Genomic DNA, 14302 nt, shown 5'->3' on the forward strand with positions numbered 1-14302 from the left:
TTAAAAAGCTAGACGCTTTACTCTTTTTATATAAGGGTCTTGAGAATTGATGATTTGCTCTTTTACTTGGGTGTTAAACAACTGCTCGCCCATACTGGCTTTGAGGTATAGCCTAAGCAAATCTTGGTAGCGACCAAATCGGTAATCAAAATTGAATTGATGAAGGTAGCTAATGAATTCACGAACCCACTCCTCGTCTAGCTCGTACGATTGAATGAACTCCTCTTTAGAGAGATCTGTAAATGCACTTCTGTCTTTCTCAAGCTTGTTAAATAAAAACCGATCCATAATACCTCCTCGCAGCATATAAGTTAGTTTTTCTTTAGTCACATGGGTGTCTTTAGGTATAAAAACATCTGGAGTAATACCTCCACCACCGTAGACCACTTTTCCTTTAGGGGTGGTATAACGCAAGCTATCGTTTACTTGAATGCTGTCTTTGTGTTTTAATTCTCCATTTTCATATCGGTTGAGGTACTCTAAATGGTAATTTTCGTTATTATCTCCGTATGGCTTTTGTATAGATCTTCCCGTAGGTGTGTAATAGCGTGCTACCGTAAGTCTGACCGCACTGCCATCGCCCAACTCCATCTCGCGTTGCACCAAACCTTTTCCGTAAGAACGCCTACCAATAATAGTTCCTATATCGTGATCTTGCAAGGCACCCGCAATTACCTCACTTGCCGAAGCGGTATGTTCATTAATCAATACATACACCTGTGCCGATTCAAAATTACCCACATCGCTGGCCATGGTTTTAACTACCTCATCACGCTTGTTTTTAGTAAATAAAATGAGTTGATCTTCTTTTAAAAAATCATCGGCGATTTGTATTGCAGGTTTGAGAAACCCTCCGCCGTTGTCGCGCAAATCTAGCACCATGTTTTTGGCTCCTAGATCGATTAGTTTTTGGGAGGCTTCTTGATACTCGGTAAAGGTGTTTTCGGCAAATCGGTTTATTTTTATGTAGCCCAATCCGGGACCCAGCATATAAGCGGCATCAATACTTTTAATGGGAATGTGAGCGCGTTCTACTTCAATTTCGAGTAAAGAATCGCTACCCTTGCGTTGTACCTTTAACAGCACGCTGCTGTTTACTTTACCTTTAAGAATCTTACTTAGCGAATCATTGCTGAGCTGAGCGCTAAATAAAGCCTGGTTGTCGGCATATAAAATACGATCGCCGGCTTTTATTCCCGCTTTAGCGCTAGGGCTATCGTCTAGCGGACGAATAACGGTAATGGTGTCATTGATACGATAAAAATTTATACCAATACCCACAAAATCCCCTTTCATATTTTCACTTACCTCTGCGTACTCACTTTGCGGAATATAAGTTGAATGCGGATCGAGATTGGCAAGAATGCTATTTACCGTTACGTCTACAATACTATCGGTATTTACGGCATCTACATATTCATAATCGATATAATCGATAAGTCTTCCCAGTTTTTCTTTCTTTTTATTAGTGGTATTTGGGCTATCGAGTGGGGTTTCAAAATTGAGGTAGGCACCTGCAAAAATTCCTAGCGCTAAAAACAGCCCTAGTAATAGCGGAAAGTATATGGGATTTATTTTTTTCAAATTGGCTGGTGAGCTATATCATTAAAATGTTCTACTTCAACGCCGGCACGCTTTAAAAAATCTATTCCGGCATTATCTTTATAAGCGTTTAAATATACCACACGTTTTATGCCAGCTTGGTGTATAAGCTTGCTGCAATCTTTACAGGGAGACATGGTAATATACAATGTAGCATCTTTACAAGTTTGGGTACTGCGGGCCACCTTTAAGATGGCGTTGGCTTCGGCGTGCAAGACATACCATTTGGTAAGTCCGTCTTCATCTTCACAAGGATTTTCGAAACCGCTAGGCGTGCCGTTATATCCGTCTGATATAATCATGCGATCTTTCACTATAATGGCGCCTACCTGTTTGCGCTGGCAGTGCGAAAGTTTCCCCCATTCTTTAGCCATGCGCAGGTAAGCCTTGTCAAATTTAAGTTGCTTTGCTTTATCCATAAAATTATCTGGTCTTGCTGCTTATTAAAACTATAACCGACACAAATTTATTGTTTTTCATCCAATTTATCCCGATATATTTTAAGCAGTGCGGGTTAGCTGGTTTTAGCTTTACGGATTTAATTTCGGGTAGCGACCAAAATTGGTCCTTCTGGTTTATAAAAAGCTATAGGAGTAAAAGTTTTATTTGGTTGTTGCATGCTATATAAAAGCAACCGATTAGGCATCCGTAAAGGAAAAACTAAAGAATCCAATTGGCACGCAACAACGGAATGCTTAATCCTATAACCAAGGCAGCGATAAACAAGACCCAATCACGCTTTGAAAAACGCAATAGGCTTTGAAATACCAAACTTAGTAAAAGCACTACCAAGACTACAATAAGCTGAGCGGCTTCTATACCTACGGCAAAAGCGAATAACCTGCCAAAATCTACTCCAGAACTTCCTGTGGTGCTAAGAAAAAATGAAGAAAACCCAAACCCATGTACCAACCCGAAAAAAAGCGTGATGGCGTAGAGTAAAGTCTTACCGCTTTTTACATTTTTTCCCGCAGTAAACAAACGGTAAATTGCGGTGACCAAAATGCTCACGGGTATTAAAAACTCGATCACCCTGCTCGAGAGACTTACCCAATCATAAGCCGCAAGCACTAAAGATAGGGTGTGCCCCAATGTAAATAGGGTAACTAAAGCAATTACGGGTTTAAAATCTTTAAATCCAAAGGCTGCGACCAAAACACTGAGGAACAAAACGTGATCATAGGCATTCCAATCGAGTACGTGCGTGAGCCCTAAGTTAAAATAAATTAAGAAGTCGTTCATGCGGCAGGTGTTTTTTCTTCACCCAAACTTACATTTTTCTATTTAAAAAAGCACAGACTTGAGCTGAATAAATTTAAAGGCCTTGCGGCTTGTGATCGGGGTCAAGCTGAGGATCATTTTTATAAACCATTGTGCGGTGCGGGTAAGGTATACTTATACCTTCGGCATCAAAACGTTTTTTTATCGATTCGAGCAAATCGCATTTCAAGTCAAATGAATCGGCGTAGTTGCTGGTCCATACCCAAGCGCGCATCAATACAGCCGACTCTTGTAACTCGACTACCTTTACAGGTACTACAGGCTCATTATTGGCTTTTTCTAGCGGCGTGCGGTTGTCTAGGGTAAAGGGGTGCTTCATACACTCTTCGCGCATAATTTTACGCGCTAAATCAATATCACTTTCATAAGCAATGCGCATAAAAATCCATTGCCGAACCAAGCTATTGCTCAGATCATAATTAATCAAGCGTTCTTTATTGATGATGGAGTTGGGTATAACAATCATTTTATTTTGAAAATCTTGAATCACCGTATGCCGTAAGGTAATATCTTGCACGGTGCCCATCATGGTATCGGTAATCTGAATGATATCTCCAATTTTAAAGGGCTTAAAGCTGATGATAAATATGCCACTTACCAAATTGGCGAGAGCTTCTTGAGAGGCAATACCCAAAACAACAGCGAGAATACCCGCACCTCCTAATACGGTGCCGGCAATGTGTTTAAGCGACGGAAAAGCTAAAATAATAAGTAAAACCCCAACGAGATAAACGCCTATACTGGCTAAATATTGAATAAAGCGTAAACTGGTAGAGTCTGCTCCTTGAGCGGTTTTCTCTTGAATGCGTTTACTAAAAAACAATTGTACCATGGTGGCGGTAAGTATACTTGCCACTAGCACCACCCCTACATATACAATAAGCTGCAGGTTTTCTTTGAGTACAGTGGTGGTTTTGTCACTCACAAACACAAAGCTGATGCTCGCAAGCCCAGTAATCAACCAAAGTAAATTTAAAATTTTCTTTACATTGCGTAAACTGCTTAGGCTCTCATAATTGTATTTTTTCTCTAGTCGCTTGGTAAAAAAACGATAACTCCAATTGGTGAGCCACAATAAAAAAACAGTGGCCACTAAAACAAAGCCTACAAATAAAATATCTTGATGGTAAAGTTGCCAAAAATCTTTCATGCTATAATTGCTTAAGAAAGCAAGATAATAAATATCGTGCAGTTCTAGCGGGTTTTTGTCTCGGTAAATACTAAGTAGATTGCTGTATTGAGTTTCGGCTTTAAGCTTAGGAAATTTTAAAAATTTATAAAATTAATCGGATGAAAGCAGTTTTTACTGATTTTTTAAGAAGAAATCATTAAATTGTAGGTAAATTAAAGCGTATGAAAAAGAAAATCGGGTTATTTCTTTTGGTTGCAATCTGTTTAACAGCTTGTAAAAACAAGAACCAAGAGGAGCAGTGGCCACCTCAACAAGAGCGTTTAAAAGCTATAGGAATTAGTTATACCCAACAAAAAGGCGAAGTAGAAGAGGCCTACCAGAAATTGAAATCTACTTTGCGTAAGAATAGTGCCATTGGCATTATTGCCGAGTCTGATTATGCCCAAGAAGCGGCTCAAGAGCGTATAGATTTGGCACCCGAAAAAATTATCTTCTTTGGCAACCCCAATCTAGGAACGCCGCTTATGCAAGCAAACCAGTTGGCCGGTCTCAATTTACCGCAGAAAATTTTATTCTTTCAAGATGGAGAAGAATTTGTAACGGCTTATAATAGTACCAATTATTTAGGTGCCCGATTTGGTATTAAAAATACCCCAAGTCTAAATCAAATGAGCGATGCTTTAGAGCGATTGGTTGAAAATGCTGCAGGGCAAACGGTAGTGCATACCCGAAAACAACATGTCAAATTATTGGAAGGTATCATTACCACCCGAAGTAAACAGAGCTTTACGAAAACTAAAAATACCTTATTAAAAAGTATTCACGACAATCAAAAATTAGAATTGATAGCGAGTTTAGATCACCAAGCAAATGCTGCCAGCGTTGGCATGTCTTTGCGGCCTACCTATGTGTTTATGGTGAGTTACCCAGAGATAAGTAGCCGTATGTTGCGCGATAATGCTTTGTTGGGTCTAGACTTACCGCATAAAATTTTAGTTTGGGAAAATGCCAAAGGCCGGGTATTTGTGTCGTATAATGCAATCGATTTTATTGCAAAAAGACAAGGCATGGAGATTAATGCCAGTTATAAAGACCAGATAGAACGTTTGCTCCATCAATTGGTAGAGACCGCCACAAAGACTTAAAAAAAACCGCTACTTCTTGTAAAGTAACGGCTTGTAGCTTAACCATAGTACTTATTGTTAGGGTTGTTTGGTTAAAACAATACTGGTGGGAATAACAAAGTCTGGTTCTCCGGGGTAGGTTTTGGCCACAATCCCCTTTCTCTCAATCTCCCAAGTGGCGGTTAAAGGCGATGCTTGTGGGTTTTGAATATTCATCACCACAATACCTCCCGCACTGTTGCCCGGGTGGCAATTGTCTTCTAAGGCACTGCTCATTGTAATTCCATTGTATGAATCTCCGCGGATGATGCTTCTAATCAGCTTGTCAAAATGGCTGTAGGCGGTAGCCGTATTGCAGATAACCATCTCCATAGGCGTACCCATCCCTTCTATCAATTGGATATCTGCCACAAGTACATCTTCGGCATAATTATTACCTGGACTAGGCCCTAGTACGGCTTTAGAAATGTCTATGATCATAGTGGTGTTTTGGTGTGTGCCTTGCCAAACCCCGATAAAAGGGTCAAAATTACCATCTATATCTTTAAAGTATTTTCCAGAGAGATCTTGGGAATTATCCCTGGTATTCATATTTACGGTTTGCAATTGTGCCCATGTTGTAAACCAAAAAGAGAATAGTAGTAAACTTAAGCTAAGTAATTTTGTTTTCATGAATAATTGTTTAAAAGTTAGTGATTTTTGTTTAATTGGTGTATTGCATATCAAAACGTCCTTCACGAACTTCTACTATTTCTCCTTCGTCATTAATGGCATCAAACCAAAATGTACCTGATACAATGTTGTTTTCAAAATCCAGTTTGGTGATGGTCATTTCTCCTGTTATTTCATTGGTGGTAGAATGATAAGTTTCAGAAAAAGGTTCCAAAGTATAAATCTCATAACCTCCTCCGCGACCATCTTCATTATTTGAATAAAATGGACGCGCATTTAAAGAGTAGGTTTTACCATTTTCTATTGTAGCATTTTGGGTACCTAATCTTACAGATGATGAATCATCTCCTGAAAAATCAGAAAAACGCATCATGAAATGATACCCGCCATCCACATATTGGTAAAAGCAGTTTTTGTTTCCTGCCAGTCCACCGCCTTTGGGTAAAAAAACTTCGCCGTTAACAAGGCAGCCTGCAGTATTTGCTCCAGTTTGCGTGGCTTCTGGTAATTGGCTTACGGGATCTTGTGAACTTTGATCGTCGTCTTTACTACATCCCCCTAGCCCCCAAAGTGGGAATATAAGGAGCATTGTTATAAGTATTCTTTTCATTGTGTTGATTATTAATTGTTTAAAATTAGGAAATTTCACATGATATTGTATATTATTTGTCGCGTTAATTTTTTTATTGCGAAAACTGCATATCAAAACGTCCTTCACGAACTTCTACTATTTCTCCTTCGTCATTAATGGCATCAAACCAAAACGTACCAGAGACGATGTTGTTTTCAAAATCCAGTTTTGTAATGGTCATTTCTCCAACCACCTGAGGTGTGGTCGAATATTGATTTTGTACTCCATTTTTTGTTATAGAATACCCCCCCCCCTTGCCATCTTCATTGTTAGTGAAAAATGGGCGGGCATTTAATATATAGGTTTGCCCTTTTTCAATCTTTGCGTTTTGGGTACCTAAACCTACAGACGAAGCATCGTTCCCTGAAAAATCAGAAAAACGCATCAAGAAATTATAACCGCCATCAACATACTGGTAGAAGCAATTTTTGTTTCCTGCCAGTCCACCGCCTTTGGGTAAAAAAACTTCGCCGTTAACCAAACAACCCGCAGTATTTGCTCCAGTTTGCGTGGCTTTGGGTAATTGGCTTACGGGATCTTTTGAATTCTGATCGTCGTCATTATCACAAGCGACAAGCAGCGTAAGGCAAAATAGAAATAGAAATAAATTTTTCATTTTTTGGGCATTTTGATTCTAAATATAACACATTCAATTGCTAGAGACCGCCACAAAGCCTTAAAAAAAACCGATACTTCATCTATAAATGCCCATTCTTTATCTTTTTATGCCTGTCAAAAACCAAAAAACAGGAGCTGGTTTTTTGGTATAGAATTATTATGTTTCATTAGAATTTTTTGCCTTCCGCGTAAGCGCAGTAAAAGCCTAAAATAAAATTGTGCATAACAAAATTAGAATCGGTTGGTTTACGTTGAGCTGATTTCTATTTTTGGCGACTAACCTAAAATCGATAAGTAAATATGAGTGTTATTTGGTATGAGTGTAAAGTAAAATATATGAAACGCCACGAGACGGGAGAGCAAAAATTAACCAGCGAAACCTACTTGCTCGATGCGGTTTCTTATACCGAGGCCGAAGCCCGACTTACCCAAGAAATGAAGAGCTTAACCGAAGAGGATTTTAAAATTATGAACATAAAGGTGGCCAATTTTGCCGAAGTGCATCCTTTTGAAAATAGCGACCGTTGGTTTAAAGTTAAGGTGGCCTTAGTGGCCATTGATGAAGAAAGCGGCAAAGAGCGTAAAACCAATCAATACCTTTTGGTACAGGCCAATGATGTAAAAGAAGCTTTTGAAAACAGCATGCAGGTGTTACAAAACACCATGGGAGATTATAGTATACCTGCCATTAGCGAATCGCCTATTATAGATGTGTTTCCTTATTTTGATGGTGAAGAAAATGAATCAGGTACTACAGCGCATGCGGCAGAAGAAAACGCAGAAAATACTATGGCTGCATCCTAAAGAAAAGGCATCAACCGGTATAAAGCAAACAGGCATGCCAATCGAGGCATGCCTGTTTTGTTTAAGCGGTCTTAGCCGAAAAATACTTGGCTTTTAGCCAGAAGGAAACCCGCACGAGAAAGATGAGCGCCGGTACTTCTACAAGCGGTCCAATAACTCCGGTAAAAGCCTGCCCAGAGTGTAATCCGAAAACGGCAATGGCGACTGCAATGGCTAATTCAAAGTTATTTCCTGCGGCCGTAAAGGCAACAGCGGTAGTTTGATCGTATGTGGCACCCACGGCGCGAGTAATCCAAAATCCAATAAGAAACATCAAGCCAAAATAAATCAACAAAGGTAGCGCGATAAGCAAGACGTCTTGGGGTAGGGCTACAATTAATTCGCCTTTTAGCGAAAACATAAGCACAATGGTAAACAGTAAAGCGATTAAGGTTAAGGGAGATATGCGCGGTATAAATTTTTCCTGGTACCAGGTCTCTCCATAAAGACGCACTAAAATCAGCCGACTAAGAATGCCTAATAAGAAAGGGATGCCTAAATAAATAGCGACACTCTCTGCAATTTGGGCGATGGAGATCTCTACCAAAGCGCCTTCAAAACCAAAAAACGGAGGGAGTACACTAATGAAAATCCAGGCATAAAACGAGTAGGCAAAGACCTGGAAAATACTGTTGAGCGCCACCAAGCCAGCTCCATATTCGCTGCTGCCCTCAGCCAAGTCATTCCACACCAATACCATGGCAATACAACGTGCCAAACCTATTAAAATAAGGCCTACCATATATTCGGGATAATTAGCTAGAAATACAATAGCGAGTATAAACATCAAAACCGGCCCAATAATCCAATTCAGCAACAGCGAAATAGACAAGAGCTTTACATTTTTAAACACCTTGGGCAGCAAACTATACTTTACCTTAGCCAAGGGCGGATACATCATTAAAATAAGTCCGATAGCCAAAGCTATATTAGTACTGCCTTGGTTATAAGCTTGTAACTTGTCGGGAAAGCTCGGAAAAAAATACCCCAAAGCTACTCCCAGTAGCATAGCGGTAAAGATCCATAGGGTTAGATAACGGTTTAAAAAACCTAATTTTTTATTCATGCCTTTACGGATTTAGTTGTGAACAGAGATAAAGCATCTCGGTAGCAATTTGTGTACTGGTTTGCGCATAAGCCTGTTCTTCATTCTCTTGCCCATCATGGTTTTTTGGGTCGGTATAGGTGAGCCCGATCCGTTTTTTGGCCCCTAAAACAACAGGACAGGCCTCGTAGGCTTGGTCGCAAGTCATCACCGCGATAAAATCATCGCTTGGGTTTACCAAATGCGTTAAGGGTTTAGAAAACACAAAACTAGGTGCGAGCTGCTTACTCGCTTTTACAGCATAAACCGAGTTGCTGCCTTCGCTTAGGCGACTAGCGGTAAATCCTTGCTGTTCTAATTGGTTGATGACCTCGGGATAAACCGCTGTAACGGCCGTACCACCCGAATAACAACCAATCTTGTAATAGCCGTGCCAAAATAGTAAATGCTGTGCCCAAACCTGTGCTAACTGACTTCGGCGCGAGTTATGCGTGCAAATAAATTGTAGAGCCACGCCCTCCTTTTGCTGCAAGCCTTCTTGTACAGCTTGGGCCAAATGTTGGAGTATTTGTTTACGATCGCTAGCAATATTATCGGGTTTTAAAGTGCCGATGAAATCGGTGAAAACCTTATTGAATCTCATAACAAATCAAATTAATAAATTAGCAGCAGCCACTACCCGGTGCACAAGTGGCGTTATTGGCAGGTGCAGATTTTTCTGGGATGCCGCATTCTTCTTTTGCCAAGCAATCGGTTTGTTTGTTGCGCAAAACAAAATGCTTGCCGTTAAAATCTAAATCGTATTTACCAATAGTTTCGCCTTGGTATTCCACTTCAACCTCCCAATCGCCTAAAACCAGAGCTTTTTCGGCCAATTCGATAATGGCAGCCAGCTTTTCTGGATGCAAACGATGGTTGTAATCGCTGGCGCTCCACAATTGAAAACTGATAAGCGTTTCATAACGCAAGGTGCCGCCACAGTCGATAAAGTTTTTGTCAATTTTGCCAATCTCGGTCACATGAAAATGAGGCGGAACCAATTCGCCCGAAGGCAACTCAAAGGCAATCTGTTCTAGGTTTTGCAATACGGCTTTAATTTCAGATAATTTCATAAGTAATCAGGTATTTTGGGGTTAACAACATTTAGGATTATGAGAAGGACCGCTGGCTAAAAAGGCCAATAAGTTTTCACGCATATTTTGCCAAGCCTGGGCATCTATACAATAGCAAACGCGCGTACCGCTAATGCTACCTTGTATAAGTCCTAGCTTTTTGAGCTCTTTTAAATGCTGCGATATGGTAGGTTGAGCCAAACCAATAACCTCTACCAAGTCGCCACAAACGCAGCTGTCTATTTTAATAAGATGCTGTAAAATGGCGATACGCGCAGGATGCCCCAGCACTTTGGTGAATTGCGCAATTTGGTTTTGCTCGGCAGTGAATAAATCGGTTTTGGTAAGTCCCATAATCAAAAATATGATTCATTTATATATTGCAATATTACGATGAATAAGAAAAGCTACCAATGGTATTTTATTTTTTAACAGTTTGTGTTCGGACTAGAGTTTAACAAATACCGCAAGACGCAGCTCCAATTGTACCCCAGTAGAGCTGCCCTCGTGCCTGAGGTAATAGGTGGCGCTGGGTATCCAGTTATGCGAATCTTCACGGGTAACGGGTCGCATTCCTTGAATGTGACTAAATTTTACATTACGGTTTTTTACACCCCAACCGATATAGGGCGAGAACCCCCAGTTTTTACCCACAAATAATACCGATGCCAAATGCATACTCAGCGTGGTTTTAATACGTCTATAGTCGGCCTGCTCAAAAGCATACTGTTTATGGTCGCTTGCTTTACGGAAGTAATCTTGGTTAAATTGATCTTGGTGGTTGATATAACTTCCGGTTAAACCGATATAAAATAAATTTTGTTTGTTTTTGGCCAGTATATAATTGAATTCGGGAAGAACCGACCAACTGCGGTAATCGGGATGAATAAAGCCGCCCTTTTCGGCAAAATTAAAACTAGACGGTGTGTTGCCATATCCCATACCGATACCCCATAAAAAACGCTTACCAGCGGTTTGCTTATAATGCAAGGTATAACGCGGGGCATAGCTTAAACTAGGGCTTAATAAATCTAAACCCAGCAGCCGCAGTTTTTCTTCCTGCGCAAGCATTGTGCCGCTCAAGCAGCACAAAAATAAGCATACGATAAAACGCATAAAGCCAACAATTAGCGCATAAAGGTAGCTAAAAATTGGTTAGGGGGTGGTGGTTACCTTGAAAACTAAAATTAGTGACCGAAGTTTTGAGATGAGATGCTGGTATATGATTTGGTTGCGATTAATTAACATTTAACTTTAGGGGCACGCATCAAATTGAAACGAGCGTTGGCAACTTCGAAAGCATAATCAGCGCGTCCGAACGCTTGAGGATTCGTGTGGAGGCTAGAGCCAGGAATTAATTTTATACGGTGTTGTATGTGTTTTTTTAATTTCGTATTCAAAATTAAGTACTCTCAAGCCATAAAATTTAAGTGTTTGATTTGCTTTTATTTTTCCGTCATTAAAACTTACCGTTAGGTTGTCTTTAAATGACTTTATATAATTTGTCCATAAGTTTCCACTTTTGTCTTTTAACAAAAAGTAAAACCCACTATCTCCAATTTTCCTACCAGCAGATTTTAAGATTAGCTCTCCGTTACTACCAACACATGGTTCTAAAATAACTGTCGCATTTCCGTTTGGTAATGGAAACATTGCTTTAATGCAAGTTATTCCGTTTGGAATTGTACAAGTTTCATAAACGCCTGAATAAACAACTTGTTTCGTTTTTTTAATTGTTCTTAACCAAATTGTTCGTTGTACTTTTTTGGTTTTTTTATCAATTAGTTGAATAATATCGCTATTCATTCCCTTAGTGTTCTTGCTGTTCTTCATGGGAATGTTTAGTTGCTCAATTCTATTACTGAACAATATTTTTAGGAGATAGCCGAAAAATTTAAAAATTGGATTCCAGTTAGTTTTCAATTCAAATTCATAACTACTCGTGTTTTCGTAAAAGTCAATTACGTTTTTCGATAATTTATTAATTTCGGTTGTTGGTAAGTTTAATTGGTTAATTGAATTTATTAATCCTTTACTTAGTTTAGAGGTACAGATTGCTAAATTTTCATTTTCCGCTAACTGCTTAATAAATTTTTCCCCAATTCCATTTGTATTTCCAAATGGACCTAACAACCATTCATATTCTTTTGAATTGATTTTTTTACCTGAAACAATTACCCATTGTTGAGTAACCCAATCTTGAAAGTTCTGTTTAATAAAAGCAAATCCCATTATTAAACAGTTTTCTTAGTGTAATTGCTATAGCCTTTCCAAGAACCGTATTCTGAAAGAGGTTTAAATCTAAGAGTTGTAAACTCAAAATGAAAGTTTTTACGTTCTCTTTCTTTCATGGCGTTTGAGTGTCTTTTAGGTTTTGGCATTTTGCTATGACCGTGAACCATACTTTCCATTTCTTTTATATTTTTCCAAATTGAAAAAGTTGAAACTGTATTCGGAAATTTGAAAGATGCAATAGAAAGTAAAGTGCCAGTATGATCTCTAACTAATTTTTCAACTGGTATTCCCCATTGTAAGAATCTCGGAACTGCAAGAGGTTTCATACGAGCAATTGTTACGGCAACTACAGGGGAATTAGGATTGTCTAAAATTTCGTTTTTCTTTGGTGTTTCATAGCCTTTTATCTTTCCCCAATCTCTCATAAAACCTAAGCGAATGTGCCAACCTTTATTTAGAATTTTGCCAAAATTGTCTTTTTCTAGAAAGTTTTCAAGGTCTTTTTCGCTTTCCCATTGAGCAAAGATTGCTACTTCTCTTATTAAAAAACGAGAAGGTGATAGAATAGGAGAACCTAAAGTCATAGCGGTCATATATTCCGAATAAATTAGACCTTTTGTTTTTGTATTAATCAAGTTTATAAATAGTCCTTTAATCGCTTTTCCAAATGGAATTTTTACAAGGTGAAAAGAGGAAATATTCATTTATTTTTTATCGAAAGTTTCTTGTTTAGCTATGATTCATAAATTACTGGCAACGGCAGTTTGTCTCAACAATAATTTTAATCCCGGGAGAATCGAATATATAGATTTTCTTAAAGGTGCCTACCCAAATACGTTTCTCTATAACCGAGGTTTTGAGATAGTCTGCCGATCTCGTATAACCGTCAGTTACGGGTTGGTTGGAAACTAAGATAGCTAAAATTACCGACTATTATGTTTGCGCGGTTATGTCCGCAGGACACAAAGCCGCAATTGTTGTTATACGGTCTTGCCAACAGTTATTATTTTTTCAAAAACTCATATTTATATATTTTAGGCTTAATTTTATCGGCTAAAAAGTTCAATTGATGTCGTAATTCGCTAATTAATTCTGTATATATTTTATCATCACTTTTACTGTTCATTCTACCTTTTTCATTTCTGCCTTGAAAGTATTCTCTAATATCGTATAAACTTGCATTTACGTTTACATTGGGTTTGCTATGATAATATTTCCATAGTTCCCTACCTACATCAAAAACGTTCTTAGCGTCTTCTGAAAACTCTCTTTTCATAGATTGGTCGGTTTCATTGACAAAGAGATTGGAGACACTTCCTATGTTCATTTTACCATTTATAAAATCTATCATAAAATGACTTTCAAACCTATCTTGAGCATTAACTTCTAGTTCAGTAAATGGAATCCAATGGTTAATTCCAAAATTACGTGAAATATTATTACTGAAAAGTGTATGAGTCAAGCAATCATTTTGAAATTCTATGTCTTCCATCCATCCATCTTTCGGAAACAGAAATTGGTCTCTGTCATTTAACCAATCTGCATCAATTATTCTTCGAACAGTATAATAAATGGAGGTTTGAATAAGGTTATCTTTTGTTGTTTGCCAATTATGATTTGAGGCAGGTACTTTCATATTTGGTTCGCCAAAACGTACTAGTCTTTGATTTTGAAAATCACTACCAACACCAATTATTGTTGCTATTGATTCAGAATCTGTGTATCTAAAAGTTTTAACCCAATCATTAATAAACTTTAATCCATCATAGGACCAGATATTTTTAACGCCAATGAAATCAGCTTTTTTATTGTAAATATCGGCTTCTATAATTTTGAAATCGGATATTTTTTTGGTGTCCCAAATAAAAAACCCAATAGGGAAAGTACCTTTGACATTATCAAATGTCTTAGCAGGAGTGAGAAAAATTTTTTCGAGCGAAGCTCGAAAAAAGTTCCGGAAATCTGAAAATCGTGGTGCTTGCAAATTTTTCAAAGTTGAAAAATATA

16 protein-coding genes and 1 pseudogene are annotated in these 14302 nt (G+C 38.5%); 2 read left to right on the forward strand and 15 right to left on the reverse strand.

The window, feature by feature from the left end:
* From FT993_RS07870 to FT993_RS07885, 4 genes are all read right to left on the reverse strand, one after another.
* Positions 1-1584: a S41 family peptidase gene (locus FT993_RS07870; protein ID WP_147861990.1), complete on the reverse strand. Its 1584-nt coding sequence runs from the start codon at positions 1582-1584 to the stop codon at positions 1-3.
* Positions 1581-2021, reverse strand: coding sequence for a dCMP deaminase family protein (locus tag FT993_RS07875; protein ID WP_147861991.1), 441 nt, complete (start codon positions 2019-2021; stop codon positions 1581-1583). Before FT993_RS07875 ends, FT993_RS07870 begins: the two co-directional genes overlap by 4 nt.
* A gap of 241 nt (positions 2022-2262) precedes the next feature.
* Positions 2263-2844, reverse strand: a complete 582-nt coding sequence (locus FT993_RS07880; protein ID WP_147861992.1) for a HupE/UreJ family protein — start codon at positions 2842-2844, stop codon at positions 2263-2265.
* A gap of 73 nt (positions 2845-2917) precedes the next feature.
* Positions 2918-4033 carry a mechanosensitive ion channel family protein gene (locus FT993_RS07885; RefSeq protein WP_147861993.1) on the reverse strand — a complete coding sequence of 372 codons (1116 nt, stop codon included), beginning with the start codon at positions 4031-4033 and terminating at the stop codon, positions 2918-2920.
* Between the two features lie 203 nt (positions 4034-4236).
* On the opposite strand from FT993_RS07885, the gene FT993_RS07890 reads away from it, so the two are divergent.
* Complete coding sequence (locus FT993_RS07890) at positions 4237-5160, forward strand: DUF302 domain-containing protein (protein WP_147861994.1); 924 nt, start codon at positions 4237-4239, stop codon at positions 5158-5160.
* Between the two features lie 57 nt (positions 5161-5217).
* Here the strand turns inward: FT993_RS07890 and FT993_RS07895 are convergent, their stop codons facing one another.
* The 3 genes from FT993_RS07895 to FT993_RS07905 all read right to left on the reverse strand — a co-directional run bounded on the left by FT993_RS07895 (position 5218) and on the right by FT993_RS07905 (position 7058).
* The gene (locus FT993_RS07895; RefSeq protein WP_147861995.1) at positions 5218-5811 is read right to left on the reverse strand and encodes a DUF6705 family protein; all 594 of its coding nucleotides are present in this window, start codon (positions 5809-5811) and stop codon (positions 5218-5220) included.
* 31 nt (positions 5812-5842) lie between these two features.
* A complete protein-coding gene (locus FT993_RS07900; protein WP_147861996.1) occupies positions 5843-6421 on the reverse strand; it encodes a DUF6252 family protein in 579 nt (192 codons plus the stop codon).
* 73 nt (positions 6422-6494) lie between these two features.
* Positions 6495-7058, reverse strand: coding sequence for a DUF6252 family protein (locus FT993_RS07905; RefSeq protein WP_147861997.1), 564 nt, complete (start codon positions 7056-7058; stop codon positions 6495-6497).
* A 302-nt stretch (positions 7059-7360) separates the two neighbouring features.
* Here FT993_RS07905 and FT993_RS07910 point away from each other — a divergent pair, with 302 nt between their 5' ends.
* A complete protein-coding gene (locus FT993_RS07910) occupies positions 7361-7864 on the forward strand; it encodes a DUF4494 domain-containing protein (protein ID WP_147861998.1) in 504 nt (167 codons plus the stop codon).
* 61 nt (positions 7865-7925) lie between these two features.
* Here FT993_RS07910 and arsB read toward each other — a convergent pair whose 3' ends face one another.
* The 8 genes and pseudogenes from arsB to FT993_RS12315 form a co-directional block, all read right to left on the reverse strand.
* On the reverse strand, positions 7926-8969 hold the full coding sequence (arsB, locus tag FT993_RS07915) for an ACR3 family arsenite efflux transporter (protein WP_147861999.1): 1044 nt from the start codon (positions 8967-8969) through the stop codon (positions 7926-7928).
* Positions 8970-8973: 4 nt separating this feature from the next.
* Positions 8974-9591: a protein-tyrosine-phosphatase gene (locus tag FT993_RS07920; RefSeq protein ID WP_147862000.1), complete on the reverse strand. Its 618-nt coding sequence runs from the start codon at positions 9589-9591 to the stop codon at positions 8974-8976.
* 19 nt (positions 9592-9610) lie between these two features.
* Positions 9611-10060, reverse strand: a complete 450-nt coding sequence (locus FT993_RS07925) for a DUF6428 family protein (RefSeq protein ID WP_147862001.1) — start codon at positions 10058-10060, stop codon at positions 9611-9613.
* Between the two features lie 21 nt (positions 10061-10081).
* A complete protein-coding gene (locus FT993_RS07930) occupies positions 10082-10414 on the reverse strand; it encodes a helix-turn-helix transcriptional regulator (protein ID WP_147862002.1) in 333 nt (110 codons plus the stop codon).
* Between the two features lie 93 nt (positions 10415-10507).
* Positions 10508-11176, reverse strand: a complete 669-nt coding sequence (locus FT993_RS07935; RefSeq protein ID WP_147862003.1) for a hypothetical protein — start codon at positions 11174-11176, stop codon at positions 10508-10510.
* Positions 11177-11401: 225 nt separating this feature from the next.
* Positions 11402-12292 carry a hypothetical protein gene (locus FT993_RS07940; RefSeq protein ID WP_147862004.1) on the reverse strand — a complete coding sequence of 297 codons (891 nt, stop codon included), beginning with the start codon at positions 12290-12292 and terminating at the stop codon, positions 11402-11404.
* Between the two features lie 2 nt (positions 12293-12294).
* Positions 12295-12999 (reverse strand): hypothetical protein, encoded by a 705-nt coding sequence (locus FT993_RS07945; RefSeq protein ID WP_147862005.1) that lies wholly within the window; start codon positions 12997-12999, stop codon positions 12295-12297.
* Positions 13000-13298: 299 nt separating this feature from the next.
* A pseudogene (locus FT993_RS12315) lies at positions 13299-14302 on the reverse strand (hypothetical protein); the annotation flags it as partial.

Source organism: Mesonia sp. HuA40, from assembly GCF_008017835.1.
Lineage (GTDB): Bacteria > Bacteroidota > Bacteroidia > Flavobacteriales > Flavobacteriaceae > Mesonia.

Excerpts from the sequence above, each read along its gene's own strand:
- FT993_RS07880 (WP_147861992.1), bottom strand. The coding sequence starts at position 2,844 with ATGAACGACTTCTTAATTTATTTTAACTTAGGGCTCACGCACGTACTC.
- FT993_RS07925 (WP_147862001.1), bottom strand. The coding sequence starts at position 10,060 with ATGAAATTATCTGAAATTAAAGCCGTATTGCAAAACCTAGAACAGATT.
- FT993_RS07940 (WP_147862004.1), bottom strand. The coding sequence starts at position 12,292 with ATGGGATTTGCTTTTATTAAACAGAACTTTCAAGATTGGGTTACTCAA.
- FT993_RS07895 (WP_147861995.1), bottom strand. The coding sequence starts at position 5,811 with ATGAAAACAAAATTACTTAGCTTAAGTTTACTACTATTCTCTTTTTGG.
- FT993_RS07945 (WP_147862005.1), bottom strand. The coding sequence starts at position 12,999 with ATGAATATTTCCTCTTTTCACCTTGTAAAAATTCCATTTGGAAAAGCG.
- FT993_RS07900 (WP_147861996.1), bottom strand. The coding sequence starts at position 6,421 with ATGAAAAGAATACTTATAACAATGCTCCTTATATTCCCACTTTGGGGG.
- FT993_RS07875 (WP_147861991.1), bottom strand. The coding sequence starts at position 2,021 with ATGGATAAAGCAAAGCAACTTAAATTTGACAAGGCTTACCTGCGCATG.
- FT993_RS07930 (WP_147862002.1), bottom strand. The coding sequence starts at position 10,414 with ATGGGACTTACCAAAACCGATTTATTCACTGCCGAGCAAAACCAAATT.
- FT993_RS07885 (WP_147861993.1), bottom strand. The coding sequence starts at position 4,033 with ATGAAAGATTTTTGGCAACTTTACCATCAAGATATTTTATTTGTAGGC.
- arsB (WP_147861999.1), bottom strand. The coding sequence starts at position 8,969 with ATGAATAAAAAATTAGGTTTTTTAAACCGTTATCTAACCCTATGGATC.
- FT993_RS07920 (WP_147862000.1), bottom strand. The coding sequence starts at position 9,591 with ATGAGATTCAATAAGGTTTTCACCGATTTCATCGGCACTTTAAAACCC.
- FT993_RS07935 (WP_147862003.1), bottom strand. The coding sequence starts at position 11,176 with ATGCGTTTTATCGTATGCTTATTTTTGTGCTGCTTGAGCGGCACAATG.
- FT993_RS07905 (WP_147861997.1), bottom strand. The coding sequence starts at position 7,058 with ATGAAAAATTTATTTCTATTTCTATTTTGCCTTACGCTGCTTGTCGCT.
- FT993_RS07910 (WP_147861998.1), top strand. The coding sequence starts at position 7,361 with ATGAGTGTTATTTGGTATGAGTGTAAAGTAAAATATATGAAACGCCAC.
- FT993_RS07890 (WP_147861994.1), top strand. The coding sequence starts at position 4,237 with ATGAAAAAGAAAATCGGGTTATTTCTTTTGGTTGCAATCTGTTTAACA.